Below are 23,098 nucleotides of genomic sequence, written 5' to 3'. Positions count from 1 at the left end.
ACGTCGTGTGCGATTCGCCCCCACCCTATGCAGGCGCGGGGACGAAGACGCTGACCCGGTAGGTGGTCGGGTGCTGCAGGCGGCCGCAGAACTGGTCCAGCCGCACGAGGTTCGGGTCGGTGGCGAGGCCCTGCGCGTACATGCGGTGGACGAAGGTCCGGAACTCCTCGTGGTCCTCGGTGGAAAGGAGCGTCTCCCACCGGCCCGGTCCCACCGGGAGGGAGCGCCGGTCCGCCTCCCGGAGACGTCGCTGCTTGCGTTTGCGCTGGCCTGGCATGCCGACCATGGTCGGCGAGGCGGAGCCGTGCCGTCGAGGGGGTTTCACAGGTACTGGGCGAAGTCGTCCAGCGCGCGCAGGACCTCCGCCTCCCGGGCCGAGGGGAGTTGGAGGACGACCTCCTCGATTCCGAGATCGGCGTAGTGGGCGAGCTTCCCGGGGCTGGGCTGGACGGCGTACGGGACCACCTGGAGGGTCTTCGGGTCGCGCCCGGCGGTCTCCCAGACCTGGCGCAGCACCGGCAGCGACTCGGTGAGGCCGCCGCCGCCGATGGGGAGCCAGCCGTCGGCGTGGTCGGCGACGGCGGCGAACAGCTTCGGGCCGGCCTGGCCGCCCATCAGCGTACGGGGGCCGTACAGGGGCACGCCGGGGCCGAGTTCGCGCGGCGCCTGGGCCGGCTTCGGGTGGGCGTGGCTGGCCTGGACGGAGGAGTACTCGCCGACGTAGGCCGTCGGCTCGGGCGCCCACAGGGCGCGCATCAGCGCCATCCGGTCCCGGACGAGCTCGCGGCGCGTGCGCCACTCGACGCCGTGGTCGGCGGCCTCCTCGACGTTCCACCCGTAGCCGACGCCGAGGGTGACGCGGCCGCCCGAGAGGTGGTCCAGGGTGGCGACCTGCTTGGCGAGGTCGATCGGGTCGTGCTGGGCGACGAGCGTGATGCCGGTACCGAGGTGCAGCCGCTCGGTCACCGCGGCGGCCTGCCCGAGGGCCACGAAGGGGTCGAGGGTGCGCCCGTACATCTCGGGGAGCTCACCGCCCATGGGCGCGGCGGTGTTGCGGGAGACGGGGATGTGGGTGTGCTCGGGCAGATACAGCCCGGAGAACCCCCGCTCCTCCAGACTCCGCGCGAGACGCACGGGCGAGACGGTGCGGTCGGTGAGGAAGATGGTCGTGGCGATCCGCATGGCTTCTGGCACCTCCGAGACGTGGGACAGTCAAGGTACGGCGTTCCCCCTGCACACGGCAGGGCGCATCCGCCCCCAAGTCCTCGGGATCGAGGTCGAATTCGGCCAGGCGGCCGAGCGGCGGCCGACCGCGGTTTAAGCGGCCTCGGGGAAGTACGGCACGTCCCCGAGGCCGCTTAGCCGCGCGGGTAGCGGGACAGCCAGGCGGGGGATGCCAGGGACGGGCCGTGGAGGGCCGGGCCCTGGGTCATCTCCAGGGCGAAGTCGTCGGCGAGCTCCAGGACCGTGGGGCGGCCTTCGAGGTCGGCGAGCCAGGCGGCCGGGAGGGCCGTCTCGCCATGGAGGGCGCCGAGCAGCGCCCCGCACAGGGCGCCGGCCGCGATGGAGTCCCCGCCGTGGTTGACGGCGAGGCGCAGGCCGTGGGCGATGTCCTCGGCGACCAGGGCGCAGTAGACGGCGATGGCCAGGGCGTCCTCGGCGTCGTGACCGGCGCCGGTGGTGAGGGCCTCGACGACGTGGGAGCCCGGCACGCCCTGGGTGACCGCCGACAGCGCGTGCTGGAGGGCGTCGGTGACGGGCTGGTGGCCGGGACGGGAGCCCAGCAGCCCGAGGGCGCGCTGGACGGCGGAGTCGAGGGATTCGCCCCGGGTCAGGCCGTGGACGATCACGGCGAAGGCCCCGGCCGAGAGGTACGCGGTGGGGTGGCCGTGGCTCTGCGTCGCGCATTCGACGGCGAGCTGGAGGACCAGGGCGGGCTCCCAGCCGACCAGCAGCCCGAAGGGGGCCGAGCGGGCGGTGGCGGCGGCGTCCCGGGCGGTGGGGTTCTTCGGGTGGGCGAGGGTGCCGAGGAGACCGTCGGCGAAGCCCGTCATGCAGGCGCGGGCCGGGTCGCGGCGGGCGTAGAGCCACTCCTCCTGCGCGAGCCAGCCGTTGTCCGAGCGGCGCTCGTCGGGGCCCCAGTCGTGCTGGGTGGCCGCCCAGCGGAGGTAGGCGCGGTGGACGTCGGTGGGCGGGTGCCAGGCGCCGGTGTCGCGGCGCACGTGGGCCCGTATGAGGCCGTCCACGGTGAAGAGGGTGAGCTGGGTGGCGGCGGTGACGGCGCCGCAGCGGCCGTGGACGGGTACGGGGTGGGTCAGGCCCTGGGAGCCGTGGATCTCGCGGATCGCGTCGAGGGAACGGCCGGCGAGGGGCGCGCCCAGGGTGTCGCCGAGGGCGGAGCCGAGGAGCGTGCCGCGGACGCGGCTGCGGAAGTCCTGCTGCTCGGCGCGGCCCCACAGGCCGGTGTTCGAGGAGACGGTGCGCATGCCGCGGCCGTCCGTGGGTCCGGAAGGACCGGCCTGGCTCATCTGCCCCGCCGGGTACATCTGCCCCGCCTGGACCATCTGCCCCGGCGGGCCCGGCCGGCTCGCGAAGGCCGGTCGGCCGGGTGTGTCGGTACCGCCCGCCGCGCCATGGATGACCACCGCACCAGCCCCGATCGACTCGTCCACCGACCTCACCGTCCCCCGCCCGTGCAGGCCACCGTCCCCGCGACAGCACTGGCGGGCACTGTAGTGGACACCTTCGGCCGCGTCCGGAGGGAGTCCGTCAAGCGGCCCGTATGAGAGCGCAGAACGGCTGGAACCCGAACACTTCCGGCCGCCACCCTGGCCGATGGCACGTTTTGCCACTTGCCTTCGGAGGTGCTGTTTTCGGCCATGCGTCATTCATCCGTCGTTCTTTGTGGCCGCCCAGCCTCACAGGCATGAAGAAGGCACTCCTCGCCGCGACCGTCGTCGCCTCCGCCGTCACCGCTTCCCTGATCGCGGCCCCCCTCGCCTCCGCCGGCGGCTGGGACCGGCACGACCGGTCCGCCGCCGTCCCGTTCACCGAGGCCACCGTCACCGCCGGTGCCGATGGTTCCTTCACCCTGAAGTGGAAGGCCCAGGGCACCAAGCGGGTCGAGATCAAGGCGAACGGCAAGGTCGTCGCCAAGGGCGGAGCCCAGGGCCGGGCCGTGGTCACCGGGCTGCCCGCCGCCGACCGCCAGTGGTTCGACTTCGAGCCGCAGCACGGCCGGGGCCTGCACCTCGCCGACCGTCTGATCAAGCTGGACGGCACCGCCAACTTCCGCGACGCGGGCGGCTACCGCACCACCACCGGCCAGTGGGTCAAGATGGGCGAGGTCTACCGCTCCGACGCCCTCAACAAGCTGACCGAGAACGACCTGGCCAAGCTCCAGCGCCTGCGCGTCAAGACGGTCTTCGACCTGCGCATGCAGGACGAGCGCACCAAGGACGCCGACAAGGTCCCCGCGGGCACCTCCTACGTCGTCGCCGACGTCTTCGCCGGCTCCGGCTCCTTCCAGACCATGCCCAAGACCCCCGACGAGTCCGTCCAGGCCATGATCGGCGCCGAACGGGCGATGGTCTCCGGCGAGGGCGGCAAGAAGGCGTACACCCAGGTCCTCGACGGGATCCAGGAGGTCGCCCACCACGACCGCAGCCGCACCGTCCTGTTCCACTGCACCGCCGGCAAGGACCGCACCGGCTGGGCGAACGCCGCCCTGCTGACCGCCCTCGGCGTGCCCCGCGAGACCGTCGAGGCCGACTACCTGGCCAGCAACGACTACCGCAAGGCCGCCAACGACGCGATCCTCTCCCGCCTGCCCGCCCCGCAGGCCGCCGTCTACAAGCCGATGCTCGACGTCCGCCCCGAGTACCTGAACGCGGGCTACGACGAGGTCGACGCCACGTACGGCTCCTTCGGCCGCTACCTGAAGGACGGGCTCGGCATCGACGCCCACGAGCTGGCGCAGCTCAAGAAGGACCTGCTCGTCGGCTGACCCGCCCGGCGCAGCGCAGGAGCGCGGCCGCCCCCCCCGGCCGGGCTCCCGCGCGTACCGCCCGGTCCCGCCGGTCCGGTCAGTCCAGCACCGGCAGCAGCTCCGGCAGGTGCCCGTCCGAGGCGCGCGCCGCGTCCTGGCGCTCCCGCGGCACCTCCCCGTACAGCGTCGTACGGGCCTTGGCGGGCCGCCCCGCCGCCTCCGCCACGGCGATCAGGTCCTGCACCGACTTGTACGAGCCGTAACTCGACCCCGCCATCCGTGAGATGGTCTCCTCCATCAGCGTCCCTCCGAGGTCGTTGGCCCCGGACCGGAGCATCTCGGCCGCGCCCTCCGCCCCGAGCTTGACCCAGCTGGTCTGGATGTTGGGGATGTGCGGGTGGAGCAGGATCCGGGCCATCGCCGTCACCGCCCGGTTGTCGCGGACCGTGGGACCGGGCCGGGCGATGCCCGCCAGGTACACGGGCGCGTTGGTGTGGATGAACGGAAGCGTCACGAACTCCGTGAAACCGCCCGTCTGCTGCTGGATCCGGGCCAGCGTGCGGAAGTGGCCGAGCCAGTGCCGCGGCTGGTCCACGTGCCCGTACATCATCGTGGACGAGGACCGGATCCCGAGCTCGTGCGCCGTCGTGATGACGTCGATCCAGTCCGCCGTCGGGAGCTTGCCCTTGGTCAGCACCCAGCGGACCTCGTCGTCCAGGATCTCCGCCGCCGTCCCCGGGATCGAGTCCAGCCCGGCCTCCTTGGCCGCCGTCAGCCAGTCCCGTACGGACATCCCCGTACGCGTGGCGCCGTTGACGACCTCCATCGGCGAGAAGGCGTGCACGTGCATGCCGGGGACCCGCTGCTTCACCGCGCGCGCGATGTCGAAGTAGGCCGTCCCGGGCAGGTCCGGGTGGATGCCGCCCTGCATGCAGACCTCGACCGCGCCGACGTCCCAGGCCTGCGCGGCGCGGTCGGCGACCTGGTCCAGGGAGAGCGTGTAGGCGTCGGCGTCCGTGCGGCGCTGCGCGAAGGCGCAGAAGCGGCAGCCGGTGTAGCAGACGTTGGTGAAGTTGATGTTGCGGGTGACGATGTACGTGACCTCGTCGCCCACGACCGACTTCCGCAGGTCGTCCGCGATCCGGCACAGGGCGTCCAGCGCCGGGCCGTCCGCGTGCAGCAGAGCCAGGGCCTGCGCGTCCGTCAGCTTCGTCGGGTCGTCGGCGGCCTGCGCGAGGGCGGCCCGTACGTCGGTGTCGATGCGCTCCGGCACCATGCCCGGCGCGGCGGCCTCGCGCAGCGCCTCCCAGTCGCCGTAGACGTCGTCGAAGTCCTCCCGGCGGTCGCCGGTGCGGCCCTCGGTGTCGATGGTGGCGTGCAGATCGGTGCGCCCGTACGCGCTGAAGCCCTCGTCAGGCTCCTGCCACGGCCGCCCCACGACCTGCGCCGACTCGTCCGCGAGCCCGGTCTGTCCGTCGGCCAGCGCGCGTACGTGCGGCAGCAGCCGGGGGTCCAGCCAGGGCTCGCCGCGCTGGAGGAACTCGGGGTAGATCGTGAGGCGTTCGCGCAGCTCGAAGCCGGCGGCGGCGGTCCGCGAGGCCAGCTCCTCGATGTGCGGCCAGGGGCGCTCGGGGTTGACGTGGTCGGGGGTGAGCGGGGAGACCCCGCCCCAGTCGTCGATGCCCGCGCCGATGAGCAGCGCGTACTCGGCGTCCACCAGGTTCGGCGGCGCCTGGATCCGGGCGCTCGGGCCCAGGATGTGCCGGGCGACGGCGATGGCCGCGGCCAGTTCCTCCAGCTCCGCGTCCGGCATGCCGCGCATCGCGGTGTCCGGCTTGGCGCGGAAGTTCTGGACGATGACCTCCTGGATGCCGTGGTAGCTGCGCTGGATGCGGCGCAGCTCGAAGAAGGCGTCGGCGCGCTCCTCGTAGGACTCGCCGATGCCGATGAGGACGCCGGTGGTGAAGGGGACGTTCGAGCGTCCGGCGTCCTCCAGCACCCGCAGCCGCACGGCCGGCTCCTTGTCGGGGGAGCCGTGATGGGGGCCGCCCGGCTCGGACCACAGACGTGTGGCGGTGGTCTCCAGCATCATGCCCATGGACGGGGCGACGGGCTTGAGGCGCTGGAGGTCGGACCAGGTCATGACGCCCGGGTTGAGGTGCGGCAGCAGGCCCGTCTCCTCCAGCACGCGGATGGCCATGGCGCGCACGTAGGCGAGGGTGTCGTCGTAGCCGTGCGCGTCGAGCCACTCGCGGGCCTCGGGCCAGCGGTCCTCGGGGCGGTCTCCGAGGGTGAAGAGGGCTTCCTTGCATCCCATGGCCGCGCCCTGGCGGGCGATGTCGAGGACCTCGTCGGGGGAGAGGTACAGGCCGTGGCCGCTCTTGCGCAGCTTGCCGGGGACGGTGACGAAGGTGCAGTAGTGGCACTTGTCGCGGCAGAGGCGGGTGAGGGGGATGAAGACCTTGCGGGAGTAGGTGATGACACCGGGCCGCCCGGCGGCGGCGAGCCCGGCGTCCCTTACCCGTGCGGCGGAGGCGGCGAGGTCCCCCAGGGCCTCGCCGCGCGCCTGGAGGAGTACGGCCGCCTCGGTCGCGTCGAGCGCGACGCCGTCGCGGGCCCGCCGGAGCGCACGGCGCATCGCGTTTTCGGTCGGAGCGTCACTCGGAGTGGTCATGGGCCGAGCATACGATCCGACGTTCCCGTCGCGGGGCGGCTGTGGGATGGCTCATCTCATCAGCTCACCGGCGTTGACCAGCAATGACTGGCCGGTTATCGCCCGCGCCCGGTCGGAGGCGAAGAAGACGGCGGCGTCGGCGACGTCCCCGTCGGTGGCGAGGTCGGGCAGTGCCATGCGCTCGGTGAGGCGGGCGTGGACCTCGGCCTCGGGGACGCCCTCGGTGTGGGCGGAGAAGGTGACGAAGGCCTGCACCGGCGGCCCCCACATCCAGCCGGGCAGCACGGTGTTGACCCGGATCCGGTGGGGGCCGAGCTCGCGTGCCATGGAGTACATGGCGGAGGTCAGGGCCCCCTTGGAGGCGGCGTAGGCGGCCTGTTGGACCTCGTTCGGCGCGGCGACCGCGGACTGCGTCCCGATGATCACGACGGACCCGCCGTGTTCCTTGAGCGCGGGCAGGCAGGCCCGGGTCATGCGCAGGGTCCCGAGCAGGTTCACGTCGATGATCTGCTGCCAGGTCCGGAAGTCGGCGTCCTGGAGGCCGCCGAAGTACGAGTCCAAGGCGGCGACGTGCACGACCGCGTCGATCCGGCCGAACCGCGTCCGCGCCAGCTCGGCCAGGGCCTCGCACTGCCGCTCGTCGCCGATGTCGGTGGCCAGATGGGCGGTGTGCGCGCCCCCGGGGTCGATCTCGGCGGCGGACTTGGCCAGATTGGCCTCGGTGCGCGCCCCGAGGACGGCGTTCCCGCCGTCGCGCACGACGGCGGCGGCCACCTGGTGCCCGAGCCCGGCCCCGACTCCGGAGACGATGACGGTCTTCCCTTGCAGCAGCATGACGAGCCTCCAGGCGGACGCACTGACCTGACGGCCCGTCAGGCTACGGGGGCGGCGCGGCGATGTGAAGGGGAGGGGCGGCGGCTCCCCCTGAGGAGGACGGGGGCGGCCGCCTCCATCCGGTTGACCGCCGGGCGGGTCGGCCCCGCGGTCCCGTGGACGGCTGGAAGCATGCGTCCATGGCATCCCGGGCAGGCACGGCCGAGAGTTCGGCGAAGGCTCGACTGGTGCTGGCGACGCTCGCGGCCGGCCAGTTCCTGATGGCCCTCGACAGCTCCGTCATGAACGTCTCCATCGCCACGGTGGCCGAGGACGTGGGCACGACCGTGACGGGCATCCAGGGCGCCATCACCGCCTACACCCTGGTGATGGCGATGTTCATGATCCCCGGCGGCAAGGTCGGGGCGCTGATCGGCCGCAGACGGGCGTTCGTGATCGGCTGCTGCATCTACGGGGCCGGCTCCCTCACCACGGCGCTCGCACCGAACCTCACCGTGCTGCTGCTGGGCTGGTCGTTCCTGGAGGGAATCGGGGCGTCGCTCATCCTGCCCGCGATCGTGGCGCTCGTCGCCGGCAACTTCGCCGTCGAACGCCGCCCCGCCGCCTACGGACTCGTCGTGGCGGCAGGGGCCGTGGCGATCGCGCTCGGGCCGCTCATCGGCGGTATCGCGACGACGTACTTCTCCTGGCGGTGGGTGTTCGCCGGCGAGGTCCTGGTGGTGCTCGTCATCCTCGTGTTCGCGCGCCGCATCGCGGACGCCCCGCCCGGTGAGCGCCGGCGCATCGACTACGTCGGCGCCGTCCTGTCCGCGCTCGGGCTCGGGCTCTTCGTCTACGGCGTGCTCCGGTCCGACGAATGGGGCTGGTTCAGGCCGAAGCCCGACGCGCCCGCGTGGCTCGGGATCTCCCTGACGGTGTGGCTGATGCTGACGGGTCTGCTGCTGATCAGGCTCTTCCTCCGCTGGGAGGCCAGGGTCGTGGAGCGGGGCGGGGATCCCCTCGTCGATCCCGGCATGCTGCGCAACAGGCAGCTCAGCGGCGGGCTGACGATGTTCTTCTTCCAGTACCTCGTGCAGATGGGCGTGTTCTTCCTCGTCCCGCTCTACCTGTCCGTCGCCCTGGGCCTGTCGGCACTGCAGACAGGCGCCCGCCTCCTGCCGCTCTCGGTGAGCCTGCTGGCGGCCGCGATCCTGATCCCGCGCTTCCTCCCGGACGTCTCGCCGCGGCGGGTGGTGTTTCTCGGGATCGTCGCGCTGCTGGCGGGCGCGGTGGTCCTGATGGCCGCGCTCGACCTGGACGCCGGGGCGGAAGTCGTCACCGTCCCGCTCCTGCTGATCGGGCTCGGCATGGGAGCACTCGCGTCCCAGCTCGGGTCGGTCACCGTGTCCGCGGTGCCGCAGGCACAGAGTGCGGAGGTCGGCGGCGTACAGAACGCCGTCACCAACCTCGGCGCCTCGATCGGTACGGCGCTCGCCGGATCGGTCATGATCGCCGCGCTCGCCACGTCCTTCCTGACCAGCATCACGGCGAATCCGGCGGTCCCGGACAGCGTCAAGAGCCAGGCGACCGTCGAGCTCCAGAGCGGCGCGCCCTTCCTGTCCGACGCCCAGCTCCAGACCGCCCTCGACGAAGCCGGCACGAGTGCGGCGGTCTCCGACGCGGCACTGGACGCGAACGCCGAGGCCAGGCTCGACGGCCTGCGTGCGGCACTGGCCATCCTCGCCCTCGCCGCGATCATCGCCCTGTTCTTCGTGAACCGGATCCCGTCGACCCAGCCGCGCTCGCCGGAGCCGTAGCCCGGGCCGCAGCCCGCAGCCCGCAGCCCGCGTGGAATGCGGGTCCGGGGCCGGGCGCGCAGCATGGAGGCATGGCCGTCAAGGCGCCCCGTGTGTCCCGCCGTCCGCCGCCCGGGCCGCCGCGGACGGCCTTCGCGGCTGTCGCGGCCTTCCTCGCGGCCGCTCTGGCCGCCGGGCCGGCCGGTCCCGCCCGTGCCTTCACCGGTGACAACCACGAGGACATCACCCGGGCCGCCCTGCCCTGGCAGCCCAGGACGCTGGCCGAGATGTCCGACGCCCACCTGGGGGCGATCAACGCCAACGACCGCCGTCCCTACTTCGACGTCGGACCCCTGCACTGCGACAACGCCGACTACCTCGACCCCCGCCACGCCCCCGGCTACCCCCGCACCCGGGACGAGGCCACCACCGAGCTCCTCGCCTGCGTCCGCACCTCCGTCGCCCGCTTCCGGAGCGCGGTCCGGGCCGCCGACGGCCTCGTCGACGCAGACGGCAAGGTGCGCGCCGACCAGAGCGACCTCTCCTCACCCTGCACGTGGGAGGAGAAGCCCGGGCGGGCCAAGTGCGTCCTCATCGAACAGCTGGGCCGCGGCTGGCACCAGATCGAGGACTTCTACGCGCACTCCAACTGGAGCGACCGGCCGGCCCCCGGTCCGGTCGGCCCCGCCAACCCGCCCGGCCTGGAGCGTACGGACGTGGCGCCGTTCCTCGACATCCGCCGCTACAGCGCGATGAAGGACGCCGACTGGACCCGGGAGGCGCGGGAGCACATCCCCGCGGACCTCGCCACCGGCTGCTACCCCGACGTCGACTCCACCGGCTTCAAGCCCGCCGACTGCGACGGCCGCGTCTCGCACAACCGCGACCTGAACAAGGACACCGCCGCGTCCGCCCGCTCGAAGACGGGCGACAACTTCCGCCGCGCCACGGCCGGGGCCGCCGCCGAGATCACGCGCCAGTGGAACGACTTCGAGGCCGAGCTCCTCGCCGCGTACCCCGAGCACCGGCGCGGGGCGCAGATGATCTGCGCCCTCGTCCACGACGACCCGGCCACGGCCTGCCCGTGACGGCGCGGGGAACGGTCCGCCGCCGCTACCACCGGCCCCCGTGTTCCGTCAGTGCTGCGCCCAGGCGGGCCACGCCCTGCGAGATCTCCTGCGGCGTGTGCGTCGTGAACGACAGGCGCAGGGTGCGGGGGTCCGGGGGGCCGGTGAAGAAGGAGGAGCCCGGCACGAAGGCGACCTCGTGGGCGATGGCCGTCTTCAGGAGGGCCGTCGCGTCGTGGCCCTCCGGGAGGCGGGCCCAGACGAACATGCCGCCCTCCGGGCGGTTCCACTCGGAGCCCGCCGGGAGGACGTCGGACAGGCCCGCCAACAGGGCGTCGCGGCGCGGCCGGTAGGCGGCGCGGACCGTGTCCACGTGGGTGTCCAGGTCCGTCGTGGCCAGGTAGCGGGCCGCGGCCAGCTGGTCCACCGTCGACGTGTGCAGGTCGGCCGCCTGCTTCGCGATCACCGCGGCCCGCAGCAGCGCCGCCGGGGCCCGCAGCCAGCCCAGTCGCAGCCCCGGCGCCATGATCTTGGAGAAGCTGCCGAGCAGCGCCGTGCGGTCCTCCGCCCCCGGGTGGGCCGCCAGCCAGGGGACCTCCGCGCCCTCGTAGCGCAGTTCCCCGTACGGATCGTCCTCGACCAGCCACAGTCCGAGGCGTGCCGCCGTCCTCGCCACCTCCGCCCGCCGGTCCCCCGGCAGGGTGCGGCCCGTCGGGTTCTGGAAGGTGGGGATCGTGTAGAGCAGCTTGGGGCGTTCCCGTACGACGGCCTCGGCCAGGGCCTCGGGGATGATGCCCTCGTCGTCGCAGGGCACGGCCACCACCCGCGCCCCGGCCAGTGCGAAGCACTGGAGCGCCGCCAGGTAGGTGGGGTTCTCGACGAGGACCACGTCCCCGGGCTCTATCAGGGCGCTCGTGATGAGCGTGAGGGCCTGCTGGGAGCCCGAGGTGACGATCACGTCGTCCACGGCCGTCGCCAGCCCCCGCGCCGTCGCCCGCTGCGCGACGGCGGCGCGCAGCTCCGGCGCCCCCTCGGTCGTCGAGTACTGCAGCGCCCGCCGCGCGGAGTCCGTGAAGGCGGCGTCGTACGCGGTCCGCAGCCCCTCGGTGTCGAAGAGCTCCGGGGCGGGGAGGCCGCCGGCGAAGGAGATGATCCCGGGGCGTGCGGTGAGCGCGAGGATCTGGCGTACGGACGAACTCTCCACCGAGGTGGCACGCGCGGCGAACGCGGGCGGCGCCGACACGGCGGCGGAAAGGGCGGCTTCAGCGGGCACGGGAGCTCCTTGGGGAGTCGGGTGCGCGCATCGTAGCCCCGGAAAGATGCAGGTGGCACGTATGTATGTCACGTCGTGAACCGGCCCCGGCCCCTCCCCATCTGACGGCATATCAGCTAGACCGGTCCCATGACGACAGGAGAGCAGGGCCGACGGCCCCAGGACCGTCAGCCGCAGCAGGACACCCGCGCCGACGACTACGCCGCTCTCGCGGCCGTCGGCCCCTACGGCGTCCGCCCCGGCCATGCGCTGATCACCATGGTGGAGCCGCACCCGGGGCACGAGTACGCGTACAACCGCTGGTACGAGGACGACCACTACTACGCCGGCGCGATGGCCATGCCCTGGATGTACGCGGGCCGCCGCTGGGTGGCCACCCGCGAGCTCCAGGAGCTGCGCTACCCCGAGAAGTCGGCCGTCGCCCAGCCGGTCACCGCCGGCTGCTACATATCGACGTACTGGGTCACCGAGGGCCGCTACGACGAGCACATGAAGTGGACCGTCGGCATCAACAAGCGCCTGAACCGCGACGGCCGGGTCTACCAGGACCGTACCCACGTGTTCACGGCCTTCCAGGACCACGAGGCCACCGTCTACCGCGACGGCGCCGCCGGCCCGCGCGACTTCCACGCCCTCGACCACCCGTACGCGGGCCTCGTCGTGCAGGTCGTCGACGCCGAAGGCCCCGAGCAGCGGGCCGAACTGCTGGAGTGGCTGCGCGCACGCGCCCTGCCCGGGCGGCTGCACGGCTCTCCGGCCGCGATGGTGACGGTCTTCCGGCCCACGCCGCTGCCCGGTGACCGGATGACGTACGTCAAGCAGGTCGAGGGGGTCGACACCCGCCTCACGCTGCTGTGGTTCCTGGAGCAGGACCCCCGGGAGCCTGCCTGCTGGGGCCACTTCCAGGGGCTGGACGCCGAGGTCGCGGAGGCGGGGCTGGGACGGGTGGAGCTGGTCGCGCCGTTCATCCCCACGGTCCCGGGGACGGACCGGTACGTCGACCAGCTGAGGTGACCGGCTGAGGTGGCCGGCTGAGGTGGCCGCACCCGGGTGCGCCCGGACGTGGCCGAGCCCCCTCGGCCAGGACGGCGGCCAGTCGAGAGGGCTCTAGTCAGTACTGCGGAAGTTCGGACGGCCCGGTGGTGCCGACGGCTGATCCGTGGCGGCTGGGGCGTCTGCAGTGACGTTCAGGCTAGACGTCCCAGCCGGCCCTCGCTGACACCGTCGACGAACGAGGTCCAGGAGCCGGGCGCGAAGGTGAGGGACGGGCCGTCCTGCACCTTCGAGTCACGGACCGCGATGGCCTCCATGACGGGGGACTTGACCTCGACGCAGGCTCCGTTGGCGGAATAGGAGGACTTGGTCCAGTTGTCCGTGGCGCCCTGGCGAATAGCCATGTTTCTCTCCGGTTCAGCGAGTAGTTCTGCTGGCGTGTCGGCCACTTGTCCGGCTGACGTGATCGACGCTACCCGCAGCTCCTGATAGGTGAAGGAGCCGTTCACCCGACCGAGTGGCATATTCCAGTCAGGGCTTATGTGGCCGGGGAGTGACGGTGTACCGTGCCGACCCGCCGCGCCGCCCTCCCGGACTCGCCCTGTTTCCGGCTGATTTACTCGCCTTCGCCCGCGTAGTGGTCGATGATCCCCGAGATGAACTCCCGCGTCTGGCCGACGTTGAGGGCCTGGGCGCGCAGGTGCTCGTACATCACGCTGTACTTCTGCACGTCGTTGGCCTTCTCCAGGTACAGGTCGCTCGTCACGCCCTCGATGTAGACCACGGTCGAGTCGGACGCGTCCGGGAATTCCAGGATGGCGTACTGGCCGTTGACGCCGGGGTGCGCCCCCAGCGAGAACGGCATCACCTGCACCGTGACGTGGGGCTGCTCCGACTGCTTTATCAAGTACTCGAGCTGCCGGGTCATCAGCTGGGCGTCGCCCACGCACCGGCGCAGCGCGGCCTCGTCGATCACCGCCCACAGGCGCAGCGGTCCGAGCTCCGGGTTGTTGTTGTCCGTCTCGGAGAGCCGCTTCTGGCGGTGCATCCGGACCTGGACGCGCTTCTCCACGTCCGCCGGAGCGGTCTCCGGCCACGCGCCGCGGACGAGGGCCTGGGCGTACTCCGTGGTCTGGAGCAGCCCCGGGATGACCAGCGGTTCGTAGGTGCGCAGGCTCGCGGCATCCGTCTCCAGGCCGATGTAGACGCTGTACGGGATGTCTCCGAAGGCGTGCCACCAGCCCTGCTGGCGGGAATCCTTGGCCATCTGCATGAGCGAGTCCACCAGCCGGAGGTCCTCCACCTCGTACACCTCGCACAGGTCGCGTACGTCGCGCTGGCTGATGGAACGGCGGCCGTTCTCCAGCCTGCTGATCTTGGACTGGGAGACGAGCAGGCGCTCGGCGACCTGCTCGGCCGTCATGCCCTTGTCCTCGCGGAGCTTGCGCAACTCCATGCCCAGTCGGCGGCGTCGGACGGTGGGATTGACATTGGACGCCACGTGAACGGCACCTCCGCCTTCTTCTGTCGCGGTCTCTCTGCGTGTCTGATGTCGAGCAGACTGCCACCGAAGCGGGCGCCACCGCTGGGGAACGGCCGGGAAAACAGACGCGCGGGGCGACGCGGCCCGTGTGATGGCCTCGTCACCCCGCGCGCTGGCGGCTCCCGAACCGGGTCTTCGCGGACGTCGGTTACGGCGATGGCAATGCGGTGGAGCGGGTGGATCAGTGCGCGGCCGCGCGGGCCATCGCACCGGTCCGGCGCGGCTGCAGCGGGACGCTGCTCGCCGTGGCACGGGCCGGCGGTGCCGGTGCGCGGTCACGGCGCGGCTGTGCGGCCACACCGTTCTGGACGTCCATCACGGCATGCGCCACGAGTCCGCCCATCGGGTCGTGCCGGATCAGGTCCCGCAGCCGGGACCTGGACGACCGCCCCTCGTTGCCGGGGTACAGGTGCTTGCCGAGTCCGACCGCGTGGGCCAGCGCGGCAAGCGCCGCGGTCCGCGGGTCCGGCGGTACGCCGGTGCGGATCGCACTGTCGAGCCGGGCACGGATCTCCCGGCTGATCGCCGTGTCCGTCGCCTGGTAGCGAGTCGTCGGCAGCACCCCGCACATCTGTCCCGCGACGGCGTGGACCATGCCGCAGCGCTCCAGGTGGGCGAGGTAAATCTGGCGGAGCCCCAGCCGGGGTCCACCGATCCAGTGGACGGCCCGTACCGGACTGCCGCGCCTGCGCAGCAGTTCCAGTGCGGAGTCCAGAGTCGGATCTCCTGTCGGCCGTGGCATCACCACGGCGATACGATCCCCGTCAGGGGCTATCCGTCCTGCCAGAGCCAGCTCCACTAGCTGTGCCCCGGCCAGGCCGAGGTCGAGCGACTGCGGCTGCGCCGTGGTACCCGTGGCCGGGTCCAAAGCGAGCAACAGAAGCTCCTCCGGAATTGTTCTGCGGCTCCTGCCCATCCATGCCTCCCCGCGTGGATGAGTGACAGGGTGACGCCTCTCACATTCATCTGTCGAGAGCGCGTGGCCGCTTTGTGGGGGAACCCGCAGCTATGTCGTTCTCGTCTAGCACGTGGGCGATGCCCCCTAGACGGGACACTGTTAGACATTCGGACAGCCGGACGTGGCGGCGATGGAGGAGGAACTGGTGGCGGGCGAGTCCCCCGACAAGTCGGTTGATGAAGGAACGCCGGGGGCGGCGTCGACCTCCGCGGAGGGTGACCCGAGGCTTTCGGTGTTCAGGCCGCGGGATCCCGAGGCCCCCGCCGCTGAGCGGGATGCGCTGCGGGACGTGGTGGCGGCGTGGGTCGCCACGTCCGAGGAGAAGGCCTCCGAGGAGGACCGGGCCCCGGAACGGGGGAGCGGGGCGGCGAGTTCGTCGCCGGACCCCGACTCCGCGGGGTCCTCCGTACGGGCGGAGTCGGCCTCGGCTTCGGATGGTGACGGCGAGGCCGACGGCGAGGCCGAGACGGCGGATTCGGGTTCGGCACCGAAGCCCGCTGATTCCGCTTCGGGTCCGGCCGAGCCGAAGCCGGCCCCGGCCGACCGGCCTGCCGATTCCGCTCCGGCGGAGCCGAAGGCTGCCCCGGCGGCCGAGAAGCCTGCCGCCGTCGAGCAGCCGGCCGATTCTGATTCGGCTGCGCCGAAGGAGACCCCGGCCCGGAAGGCGGCCCCTGCCGCCCGGCCCGCGGATTCCGCTTCGGCCGAGCAGAAGCCCGCCGTGACCGACGGGTCGGCCGACGGTGAGCGCACGGCCGTCTTCCGGGCCGCGAAGCCGGCTGCCGCCAAGCGGCCTGCGGATTCCGGTTCGGCCGAGCCGAAGGCTGCCCCTGCCGACGAGTCGGCCGGCAGCGAGCGCACCGCCGTCTTCCGGGTCGCGAAGTCGGCCGCTGCCGATTCCGCTCCGGCCGGTTCGAAGGAGACCCCGGGCGACCGGTCCGGCGATGCCGGTTCGGCGGCCCCGAAGTCTGCTCCTGCCGAGGAGCCGGCCGGCAGCGAGCGCACCGCCGTCTTCCGGGTCGCGAAGTCGGCCGCTGCCGATTCCGCTCCGGCCGGTTCGAAGGAGACCCCGGGCAACGGGTCCGGCGATGCCGGTTCGGCGGCCCCGAAGTCTGCTCCTGCCGAGGAGCCGGCCGACAGCGCGCGCACCGCCGTCTTCCGGGCCGTGAAGCCGAAGGCTGATTCCGCTTCGGCTTCCGCCTCCGCCTCCGATTCCGCTTCCGAGGGCGAGTCCGTCAAGGAGCCCGCTCCGCGTGAGCGGACCGGGGTGTTCCGGATTCCGAAGGTGGATTCCGACGCGGATTCCGCCGACAGCGAGCGCACCGCCGTGTTCCGTGCGGTGAAGCCGAAGCCGGCCGCCGATTCCGGTCCGGCCGAGCCGACGGCCGCCCCCGCCGACGAGTCGGCCGACAGCGAGCGCACCGCCGTCTTCCGGGCCGTGAAGCCCGCCGCTGCCGACTCCGCCGCGGCGGCGCCGAAGGCCAGCACCTTCGTGCCGCTGCGGACCGACGAGCCCGGGCAGCAGCCGAAGCCGAAGCCGGCCGAGACCCCGGCTCCGAAGACCCCGGCCGCGAAGACCCCGGCTCCGAAGACCCCGGCTCAGGGGGCCCCGGCCGCGAAGGCCCCTGCTCCGGAGGCTCCGGCCGCGAAGGCGCCCGCCCCGAAGGCCCCGGCCCCGAAGGCCCCGGCCCCGAAGGTCCCGGCGCCCGCGTCCGGCCCCGCGTCCGGCTCCCCGTCCGCGCCCGCGATGGACCGCGCGGAGCGGACCACCCAGCAGCCCCTGCCCCCCAGGCCGCCGCTCGACATGCTGGCGGACCTCACGAACAACCCGCCCCCGCCGCCGAGCCCGCTCCGCACCGCGATCCGGCGGTTCAAGATCTACTTCCCGCTCGTCGTGCTCCTCGCGATCATCCTGGCCGTCGTGCAGCTGGTGCGCCCCCTGCCCCAGCCGAAGCTCGTGATGACCGCGAAGTCCCAGTACACCTTCGGCGGCTCCAAGCCCGACCTGCCCTGGCCCAGTGAGGGCCAGGCCTACATGGCCGCCGCCGGCCTCGGCACGCTCGGCCAGTCCGGCGAGCAGAAGCCGGTGCCGATCGCGAGCGTCACCAAGTCGATGACGGCGTACATCATCCTGCGCGACCACCCCATCAAGAAGGGTGAGCAGGGCGCCTTGATCGACATCGACAAGACCGCCGAGACCGAGGGCAAGAAGAACAACTCGACCGACAACGAGTCCACCCTCGACACGGTCAAGGAGGGCGAGAAGATCTCGGAGTACGACGCGATCGCCGCCCTCATGATCCCGTCGGCCAACAACATCGCGCGGCTGCTGGCGCGCTGGGACTCCGGTTCCCAGGAGGCGTTCGTCAAGAAGATGAACGACACCGCCAAGGAACTCGGCATGAAGAACACCACGTACACGGACCCCTCGGGCCTGGACGCGACCACGGTGAGCACCGCCGAGGACCAGGTCAAGCTGGGCCTGAAGCTGGTGGAGATCGAGACGCTGCTCGAGATCACGAAGAAGCCCAACTGGACCGACCCGTCGGGCAAGTCCTGGCGGAACTGGAACGGCCTCGTCCCGGCCAACGACTCACTCGGCATCAAGACCGGTACGACGACCAAGGCCGGCGGAAACCTCCTCTTCGCCGCCCAGAAGAAGGTCGGCAAGACCAACCAGCTGATCGTCGGAGCCGTCCTCGGTCAGCACAAGCCGCCGATCATCGACAGCGTCGTCGCCGCGAGCAGGCAGCTGATGATCGCCACCCAGAAGTCCCTCGACGGCGCGCCCGTCGTGAAGAAGGGCGAGGTGGTCGGCTACGTGGACGACGGCCTCGGCGGCCGGACCCCGGTCGTCGCCACCGCCGACGTCCAGGCGGTCGGCTGGGCCGGCCTCACCGTGGACGTGAAGCTCGCCGACGGAGGCAGCAAGATCCCGCAGACCGCCACGGCCGGCACCGAGATCGGCGTACTGACCGTCGGCGAGGGCGCGAGCCAGGTGAAGGTGCCGGTGGCCCTGCAGAGCGACCTCGCCGCGCCGGGCATCGGCAGCAAGCTGACGCGCGTCGGCTGACAGCAGGTGGGAGCGTGGATCCGGCGTCCCGGGCAACCCCGGGACGCCGGAGCACGTCTCACGTCCCGGGACCCGGGACGTGTCCGCGGGTGTGGAGCCATGTGTCGATCCACGTGTTGGGGAGTGCGGCAGTGACCACCGCTGAGCAGCAGGGACGCCCGCGGGCAGCCGTTTTGTCGGCCGCCGGCGGCGAGGGCGACACCGCGCTGCCCGCTCCCGCCGCGCCCGGCGGCATACCCCGCCGGGTCCTCGACCGGGTCCGCCGTCACCCGGTCGCGGTGTCGACGCTGCTCGCCGGGGTGCTGCACGTCGTCTGGTTCTTCAGCTTCGCCAACAGCGGCGGCGATCTCGCCGCGCAGGACGCCTGGGCGGAGTTCGTCGGCCGCCACCCCGACTCGGCGTACAACCTCGCCTGGTACGGCGGCATGCACCCCGTCTCGTACAGCGTGGTCTCGCCGTACCTCATGCACATGCTCGGTGTCCGGACCACGATGATGATCGCGGGTACCGTCTCGGCCGGGCTGCTCGCCCTGGTCCTGACCCGCTGCCGCGGGGCCGTGCGCGAGCCCCTGTGGCCCGCCCTGGCCGGGGTGTACGGGCTGCTCTGCAACGCCCTGTCGGGCCGCGTCACCTTCGGCCTCGGCGTGATGTTCGCGCTCGGCGCGGTCGCCGCCGTCTTCTGCTGGCCCCGCAAATGGGCGGAGCGGCGCTGGGCCAAGGCGGCCGTCGCGGCTCCGCTGGCCGGGCTCGCGACCGCCGCCAGCCCGGTCGCCGGGCTCTTCCTCGGGGTGATCGCGGCCGCGCTGTTCCTGAGCGGGCGGCGCCCGGGCGCGTACGCGCTGGGGCTGGCCCCGATGGCCGTGGTCGGGCTGTCGGCCTGGCTGTTCCCCTTCTCCGGGACGCAGCCGATGAAGCTGGGCTCGGCCGCGCCGCCGTTCGTGTTCGCCCTGGCGGTCCTCTTCCTCGTCCCCAAGCGCTGGAAGACGGTCCGGATCGCCTCGGCCGTCTACACCTTCGGCGTCTACCTGACCTGGCAGATCGACTCCCAGGTCGGCTCGAACGTGACCCGGCTGGTCATGCTGTTCGGCGGGGCCGTGCTGCTCGCGGCGCTCCCGTACCCGGTCCGGCGCTCGCGGCACTGGTACGCGGTGCTGCTGGCCTTCGCCGGGCTGAACATCTGGATCACCACCAACAGCATCACGGACATCGTCCGCACCACCCCGGTGGCCGCCTGGAACCGTGAGCTGGCCCCGCTCGTCGACCAGCTGCAGAAGGCGGGCGCCGACCGGGGCCGGGTCGAGGTGGTCCCGGCCAGCAGCCACCGAGAGTCCTCCGCCTTCCCCTCGTACGTGAACCTCGCGCGCGGCTGGAACCGGCAGGCCGACCTGGAGCGGAACCCGCTCTTCTACGACGACACCCTCACCGCCGACAGCTACCGGGCCTGGCTGGGACGCTGGGCCGTGCACTACGTGGTGCTGCCCGCCGACAAACCCGATTCGGGCGGCGAGGACGAGGCGAAGCTGGTGCGTGGCGGGCTCCCGTACCTCCAGCAGGTGTGGGGCGACGCGAACTGGCAGCTGTTCAAGGTGCACGAGCCGACGGATCTGGTGTCCGGGCCGGCGACGGTGGTGCGGGCGGGCGCCGACCGGCTCGTCATCGACGTGAAGCAGCCCGGGCGGGTGCTGGTGCGCATCCCGCACTCGCCCTGGCTGGGGCTGGTGGACGCGGCGGGCAAGCCGGTGGCGCCGCCGGAGGAGACCTTCGCGTCGAAGGCGAAGACGGCCGCTGCGAAGGAGTACGCGAACACGGCCGGATGCCTGTTCAAGGCCGCGCCGGACGAGTCCGGCGACGTGTGGACGGAGCTGCTCGCGCCGGCGCCGGGGGAGTACCGGGTGGCGGCGAAGTACCAGCTGCCGCGTGGCACGCCGTGCCCGGAGGAGCTGGTCTACGGCGTGCTGGGGCCGCCGGAGCGGCCCGCTCCGCCCCGTCCTTGATCCACGGGGCGATCCGGAAAACTTTGCGTCCGGTCCGGGTGCGTTGTCCCGTATATCTGCTTACGATCCCAGTAGTCCGATTGGGTGCTTCCCGAGGGAGTTGACGACGGGATGAGCAAAGAGCAGAAGCAGGACTTCCGAGAGGCTTTCCAGGCCCCGGAGCCGGATCGGCCGCCGCGTCCGGCGGGCCACGGCTTCGACGGCCTGCTGCGGAGCAAGGTGAAGGGCGGGGCGCACACGAAGGCGGCCCTGAAGCGGTCCGGGACTCCGCAGGGTGACCGCATCGGCGAGCGCAGCAGAGGCCTGAGCTGACCTTCTCGTAACTACTCGGACAGCCCTTCCGGCTACTGCCGGGAGGGCTTCGTGCGTCCTGCGCGGCGCCCTCGCCGCGCCGCGATCCGCCGCGATCTGGCCTGATCTGGCGTGATCTCGACCGGAGGCCGCCTGATGCCCGCTCAGGCAGGCCGATTACGGTGGGCTGGCCGGGGAGCCCGGCGCCGGACAACTGAGGACGGACGGGTCCGCAGGATCATGAACGAGACCCAGCGCACGATCAGCCTCCGGCTGCCCGCCTGGACCTCCACACTGACCTGGAAGGCCGCCCTCTTCATCACCTTCATGTGCTGCGGCCTCGCGGCCCTGCTCGGCGGCCTCGTGCACAACGCCATGACGCACCAGACCGTCGGCACGGCGCGCGAGAAGGCGCTCGCCAAGCTGGAGCGGACCGTCGCGTCGTACGAGGCCGGCGCGCGCATGGCGCGGGGCGAGGGCATAGACCCGGTCGGTCTGCCCGCGGAACTGCGCCGGCTGGCGATCAGCGGCAAGCGCGGCACGGCCATCGGCGAACACCGCGGCCGGTCCGCCATGTGGGCGGCGGCCCCGGCCGACCACGACAGCGCCATAGCCGTCTCCGTCGACTTCACCGCCGCCGAGCGGACCATCGCCGAACTGGACCGGGCCATCCTCGGCTCCTCGGTGCTCGCCATCGGCGGCACCCTCCTGATCGGCGCGCTCGGCGTCACCCGGATCACCCGGCGGCTGCACCTGACCGCGCAGGTCGCCCGCCGGATCAGCGCGGGCGACCTGGACGCGCGGGTCGGCGACAGCCCGCGGAACAAGGACGAGGTGGCGGCCGTCTCCCGGGCCTTGGACACGATGGCCTCCTCGCTCCAGTGCAAGCTGGAAGCCGAGCGGCGGTTCACGGCGGACGTCGCCCACGAGCTCCGCACCCCCCTGACCGGCCTGAACGCGGCCGCCGAGCTCCTGCCGCCGGGCCGCCCGGCCGAGCTCGTACGGGACCGCGTACGGGCCATGCGCGCGCTCACCGAGGACCTGCTGGAGATCTCCCGGCTGGACACGGGCACGGAGCGCGTGGACCTCGACTCGTACGACCTGGCCGACCTGGCGGCCCGTACGATCCGCGCCTCGGGCGCGGACACGGCCCTGGAGGTGGTCTCGTCCCTCCGGGTGGAGACGGACCGGCGCCGCCTGGAGCGGATCCTGGGCAACCTCATCGCCAACGCCCACAAGCACGGCGCGGCCCCGGTCACGGTCACGGTGGACGGCCGGACCCTGACCGTGACGGACGCGGGCCCGGGCTACCCGGAGTACCTCCTGACCGCCGGCCCGCAGCGGTTCCGTACGGAGGGCATGAACAAGGGCCACGGCCTGGGCCTGACCATCGCCGCGGGCCAGGCCCGCGCCCTGGGCGCCACCCTCGCCTTCCGCAACCCCGCTCGGGGGGGCGCCGAGGCCCGCCTCGCCCTCCCCGCACCGCCGGCCACCGAAGGCGCGGAGTAACTCCCGCACCGGGCCCGCCTGTTGGGCCACGACGACGAGGACCCCCGGCCGAAATCGGCTGGGGGTCCTCGGTCTGTGCCCTCGGCAGGATTCGAACCTGCGACACCGGCTTTAGGAGAGCCGTGCTCTATCCCCTGAGCTACGAAGGCGGGGCTTGACGGAGACCGTGAGGGAAACCCCAGTGGGGTTCGCCCTCCCCGGCGCATCAAACGCCCTGGTCAGCTGGCAGGTGCAGGTGTCGGGTGGGGTGCCCGGGCGGACACTTTCGCCAACACGCGCGCAGTAGCCGACTGACCACCGACAGCCTAGCGGATCGTGCTGGGACTGGTCGCATGGATTGCCGTGGGAGTGGGGTTGTGCTGACGGCAGGGCTGTGACCTGGGGGTTCTGGTCGTTTGTCGTCGGCGATGGGCTGGTGCCGCTGGGGGTTGCTCAAGGAGCGGCGCGCTTCGGGAGGGGGAAGGTCCTGACGCACGGCGTGGGCGAGGCGGGTCGGCGAACGTATCGGCGAGCTCTCCCAGTTGGGGGATGAGGGGGGTGCTCCGGTCATGCTGCCGCTGGTGGCGGCTGGGGCCGGCCTCCGCCGCCGCGTCGGCCCACCCTCGGGGGCCGGTTGATCTTGGCGATTCCTCCAGGGCTATATCAAGCCAGACTCGCATATGTGGACGTTCCTCCAGTGCTGTGGACATTTTTGCCGTGCGAAGAAATCGAGACCCCCGTCTGGAGCAGGTCTCCTGCGTGTATTGACCAATCGGGAATGTCCGATTCCGGCCAAGAGGGGGCGATTGGTGACTGGCATGATCAACGGAAGCGAACGAATGTTCGCTACTGACGGGTGTGCCGACTGACGCAGGCGTGCCCGGACAGTCGATGAAGGGGAGGTGCCATGAACACACTCGACATCGAGTTCGAGGAGTTCTCGCTCGAGGAGATCTCCGTGGAGGACGTACCCGACACCACCGGCCTGCCGGTGATGGGGGCATCCGACGGAGCCTCGTGCTGCCGGGCCAGCTGTTCCTGCTGCAGCAGCAGCAGCTGATCAGCCGTTGCCGAGGGCCGCGTCCATGGTCCTCGGCAACACCTCCCGATCACGGGGACAGGCAAGACCGGCCGGCACGAGCGGCCGCGG

At 72.2% G+C, this 23,098-nt stretch carries 18 protein-coding genes and 1 tRNA gene; 9 read left to right on the top strand and 10 right to left on the bottom strand.

Going from position 1 to position 23,098, the window contains the following annotated elements:
- Positions 1-25 precede the first annotated feature (25 nt).
- The 3 genes from OG429_RS17190 to OG429_RS17180 all read right to left on the bottom strand — a co-directional run bounded on the left by OG429_RS17190 (position 26) and on the right by OG429_RS17180 (position 2,486).
- Positions 26-277 carry a hypothetical protein gene (locus tag OG429_RS17190; RefSeq protein ID WP_328926192.1) on the bottom strand — a complete coding sequence of 84 codons (252 nt, stop codon included), beginning with the start codon at positions 275-277 and terminating at the stop codon, positions 26-28.
- 44 nt (positions 278-321) lie between these two features.
- Entirely contained in the window at positions 322-1,182 is an 861-nt protein-coding gene (locus OG429_RS17185; RefSeq protein WP_328926191.1) for a TIGR03619 family F420-dependent LLM class oxidoreductase, read from the bottom strand.
- Between the two features lie 176 nt (positions 1,183-1,358).
- Positions 1,359-2,486 carry an ADP-ribosylglycohydrolase family protein gene (locus OG429_RS17180; RefSeq protein WP_328930314.1) on the bottom strand — a complete coding sequence of 376 codons (1,128 nt, stop codon included), beginning with the start codon at positions 2,484-2,486 and terminating at the stop codon, positions 1,359-1,361.
- Positions 2,487-2,926: 440 nt separating this feature from the next.
- Between OG429_RS17180 and OG429_RS17175 the strand changes: the two genes are divergently transcribed.
- Positions 2,927-4,006, top strand: a complete 1,080-nt coding sequence (locus OG429_RS17175; protein ID WP_328926190.1) for a tyrosine-protein phosphatase — start codon at positions 2,927-2,929, stop codon at positions 4,004-4,006.
- Between the two features lie 79 nt (positions 4,007-4,085).
- Here OG429_RS17175 and OG429_RS17170 read toward each other — a convergent pair whose 3' ends face one another.
- Positions 4,086-6,662: a bifunctional FO biosynthesis protein CofGH gene (locus tag OG429_RS17170; protein WP_328926189.1), complete on the bottom strand. Its 2,577-nt coding sequence runs from the start codon at positions 6,660-6,662 to the stop codon at positions 4,086-4,088.
- A 51-nt stretch (positions 6,663-6,713) separates the two neighbouring features.
- Positions 6,714-7,496 carry an SDR family oxidoreductase gene (locus OG429_RS17165; RefSeq protein ID WP_328926188.1) on the bottom strand — a complete coding sequence of 261 codons (783 nt, stop codon included), beginning with the start codon at positions 7,494-7,496 and terminating at the stop codon, positions 6,714-6,716.
- Positions 7,497-7,675: 179 nt separating this feature from the next.
- On the opposite strand from OG429_RS17165, the gene OG429_RS17160 reads away from it, so the two are divergent.
- Together OG429_RS17160 and OG429_RS17155 are read left to right on the top strand one after the other, a co-directional pair.
- Positions 7,676-9,292, top strand: coding sequence for an MFS transporter (locus tag OG429_RS17160; RefSeq protein WP_328926187.1), 1,617 nt, complete (start codon positions 7,676-7,678; stop codon positions 9,290-9,292).
- 71 nt (positions 9,293-9,363) lie between these two features.
- A complete protein-coding gene (locus OG429_RS17155; protein ID WP_328926186.1) occupies positions 9,364-10,359 on the top strand; it encodes a hypothetical protein in 996 nt (331 codons plus the stop codon).
- Between the two features lie 25 nt (positions 10,360-10,384).
- Here the strand turns inward: OG429_RS17155 and OG429_RS17150 are convergent, their stop codons facing one another.
- Entirely contained in the window at positions 10,385-11,611 is a 1,227-nt protein-coding gene (locus OG429_RS17150) for an aminotransferase-like domain-containing protein (protein WP_328926185.1), read from the bottom strand.
- Between the two features lie 129 nt (positions 11,612-11,740).
- On the opposite strand from OG429_RS17150, the gene OG429_RS17145 reads away from it, so the two are divergent.
- The gene (locus OG429_RS17145; RefSeq protein WP_328926184.1) at positions 11,741-12,625 is read left to right on the top strand and encodes a hypothetical protein; all 885 of its coding nucleotides are present in this window, start codon (positions 11,741-11,743) and stop codon (positions 12,623-12,625) included.
- Between the two features lie 173 nt (positions 12,626-12,798).
- Here the strand turns inward: OG429_RS17145 and OG429_RS17140 are convergent, their stop codons facing one another.
- The 3 genes from OG429_RS17140 to OG429_RS17130 form a co-directional block, all read right to left on the bottom strand.
- Positions 12,799-13,008: a DUF397 domain-containing protein gene (locus OG429_RS17140; RefSeq protein ID WP_328926183.1), complete on the bottom strand. Its 210-nt coding sequence runs from the start codon at positions 13,006-13,008 to the stop codon at positions 12,799-12,801.
- Between the two features lie 212 nt (positions 13,009-13,220).
- The gene (locus tag OG429_RS17135; RefSeq protein ID WP_328926182.1) at positions 13,221-14,105 is read right to left on the bottom strand and encodes a helix-turn-helix domain-containing protein; all 885 of its coding nucleotides are present in this window, start codon (positions 14,103-14,105) and stop codon (positions 13,221-13,223) included.
- 223 nt (positions 14,106-14,328) lie between these two features.
- Positions 14,329-15,063 (bottom strand): GOLPH3/VPS74 family protein, encoded by a 735-nt coding sequence (locus OG429_RS17130; protein WP_328926181.1) that lies wholly within the window; start codon positions 15,061-15,063, stop codon positions 14,329-14,331.
- 172 nt (positions 15,064-15,235) lie between these two features.
- Between OG429_RS17130 and OG429_RS17125 the strand changes: the two genes are divergently transcribed.
- The 4 genes from OG429_RS17125 (at position 15,236) to OG429_RS17110 (ending at position 21,969) form a co-directional block, all read left to right on the top strand.
- Positions 15,236-18,175: a D-alanyl-D-alanine carboxypeptidase gene (locus OG429_RS17125; RefSeq protein ID WP_328930313.1), complete on the top strand. Its 2,940-nt coding sequence runs from the start codon at positions 15,236-15,238 to the stop codon at positions 18,173-18,175.
- Between the two features lie 131 nt (positions 18,176-18,306).
- Positions 18,307-20,169 carry an MFS transporter gene (locus OG429_RS17120; RefSeq protein ID WP_405679741.1) on the top strand — a complete coding sequence of 621 codons (1,863 nt, stop codon included), beginning with the start codon at positions 18,307-18,309 and terminating at the stop codon, positions 20,167-20,169.
- 111 nt (positions 20,170-20,280) lie between these two features.
- Positions 20,281-20,481 (top strand): hypothetical protein, encoded by a 201-nt coding sequence (locus OG429_RS17115; RefSeq protein WP_328926180.1) that lies wholly within the window; start codon positions 20,281-20,283, stop codon positions 20,479-20,481.
- A gap of 219 nt (positions 20,482-20,700) precedes the next feature.
- A complete protein-coding gene (locus tag OG429_RS17110; RefSeq protein WP_328926179.1) occupies positions 20,701-21,969 on the top strand; it encodes a HAMP domain-containing sensor histidine kinase in 1,269 nt (422 codons plus the stop codon).
- Between the two features lie 76 nt (positions 21,970-22,045).
- On the opposite strand, the gene OG429_RS17105 is transcribed toward OG429_RS17110, so the two are convergent.
- Positions 22,046-22,118: transfer RNA gene (locus OG429_RS17105), tRNA-Arg, on the bottom strand.
- 737 nt (positions 22,119-22,855) lie between these two features.
- Between OG429_RS17105 and OG429_RS17100 the strand changes: the two genes are divergently transcribed.
- Positions 22,856-23,008 carry a thiazolylpeptide-type bacteriocin gene (locus tag OG429_RS17100; protein ID WP_328926178.1) on the top strand — a complete coding sequence of 51 codons (153 nt, stop codon included), beginning with the start codon at positions 22,856-22,858 and terminating at the stop codon, positions 23,006-23,008.
- Positions 23,009-23,098 lie beyond the last annotated feature (90 nt).

This window comes from Streptomyces sp. NBC_00190 (assembly GCF_036203305.1).
Lineage (GTDB): Bacteria > Actinomycetota > Actinomycetes > Streptomycetales > Streptomycetaceae > Streptomyces.
The sequence above is the reverse complement of the archived record's forward strand: the minus strand, read 5'-3'. Positions and strand labels throughout refer to the sequence as shown.

What these genes read in the sequence shown, in the direction of transcription:
- OG429_RS17190 (WP_328926192.1), bottom strand. Translation starts at nt 277, where the DNA reads ATGCCAGGCCAGCGCAAACGCAAGCAGCGACGTCTCCGGGAGGCGGAC.
- OG429_RS17185 (WP_328926191.1), bottom strand. Translation starts at nt 1,182, where the DNA reads ATGCGGATCGCCACGACCATCTTCCTCACCGACCGCACCGTCTCGCCC.
- OG429_RS17180 (WP_328930314.1), bottom strand. Translation starts at nt 2,486, where the DNA reads ATGCGCACCGTCTCCTCGAACACCGGCCTGTGGGGCCGCGCCGAGCAG.
- OG429_RS17175 (WP_328926190.1), top strand. Translation starts at nt 2,927, where the DNA reads ATGAAGAAGGCACTCCTCGCCGCGACCGTCGTCGCCTCCGCCGTCACC.
- OG429_RS17170 (WP_328926189.1), bottom strand. Translation starts at nt 6,662, where the DNA reads ATGACCACTCCGAGTGACGCTCCGACCGAAAACGCGATGCGCCGTGCG.
- OG429_RS17165 (WP_328926188.1), bottom strand. Translation starts at nt 7,496, where the DNA reads ATGCTGCTGCAAGGGAAGACCGTCATCGTCTCCGGAGTCGGGGCCGGG.
- OG429_RS17160 (WP_328926187.1), top strand. Translation starts at nt 7,676, where the DNA reads ATGGCATCCCGGGCAGGCACGGCCGAGAGTTCGGCGAAGGCTCGACTG.
- OG429_RS17155 (WP_328926186.1), top strand. Translation starts at nt 9,364, where the DNA reads ATGGCCGTCAAGGCGCCCCGTGTGTCCCGCCGTCCGCCGCCCGGGCCG.
- OG429_RS17145 (WP_328926184.1), top strand. Translation starts at nt 11,741, where the DNA reads ATGACGACAGGAGAGCAGGGCCGACGGCCCCAGGACCGTCAGCCGCAG.
- OG429_RS17140 (WP_328926183.1), bottom strand. Translation starts at nt 13,008, where the DNA reads ATGGCTATTCGCCAGGGCGCCACGGACAACTGGACCAAGTCCTCCTAT.
- OG429_RS17130 (WP_328926181.1), bottom strand. Translation starts at nt 15,063, where the DNA reads ATGGGCAGGAGCCGCAGAACAATTCCGGAGGAGCTTCTGTTGCTCGCT.
- OG429_RS17125 (WP_328930313.1), top strand. Translation starts at nt 15,236, where the DNA reads ATGGAGGAGGAACTGGTGGCGGGCGAGTCCCCCGACAAGTCGGTTGAT.
- OG429_RS17115 (WP_328926180.1), top strand. Translation starts at nt 20,281, where the DNA reads ATGAGCAAAGAGCAGAAGCAGGACTTCCGAGAGGCTTTCCAGGCCCCG.
- OG429_RS17110 (WP_328926179.1), top strand. Translation starts at nt 20,701, where the DNA reads ATGAACGAGACCCAGCGCACGATCAGCCTCCGGCTGCCCGCCTGGACC.
- OG429_RS17100 (WP_328926178.1), top strand. Translation starts at nt 22,856, where the DNA reads ATGAACACACTCGACATCGAGTTCGAGGAGTTCTCGCTCGAGGAGATC.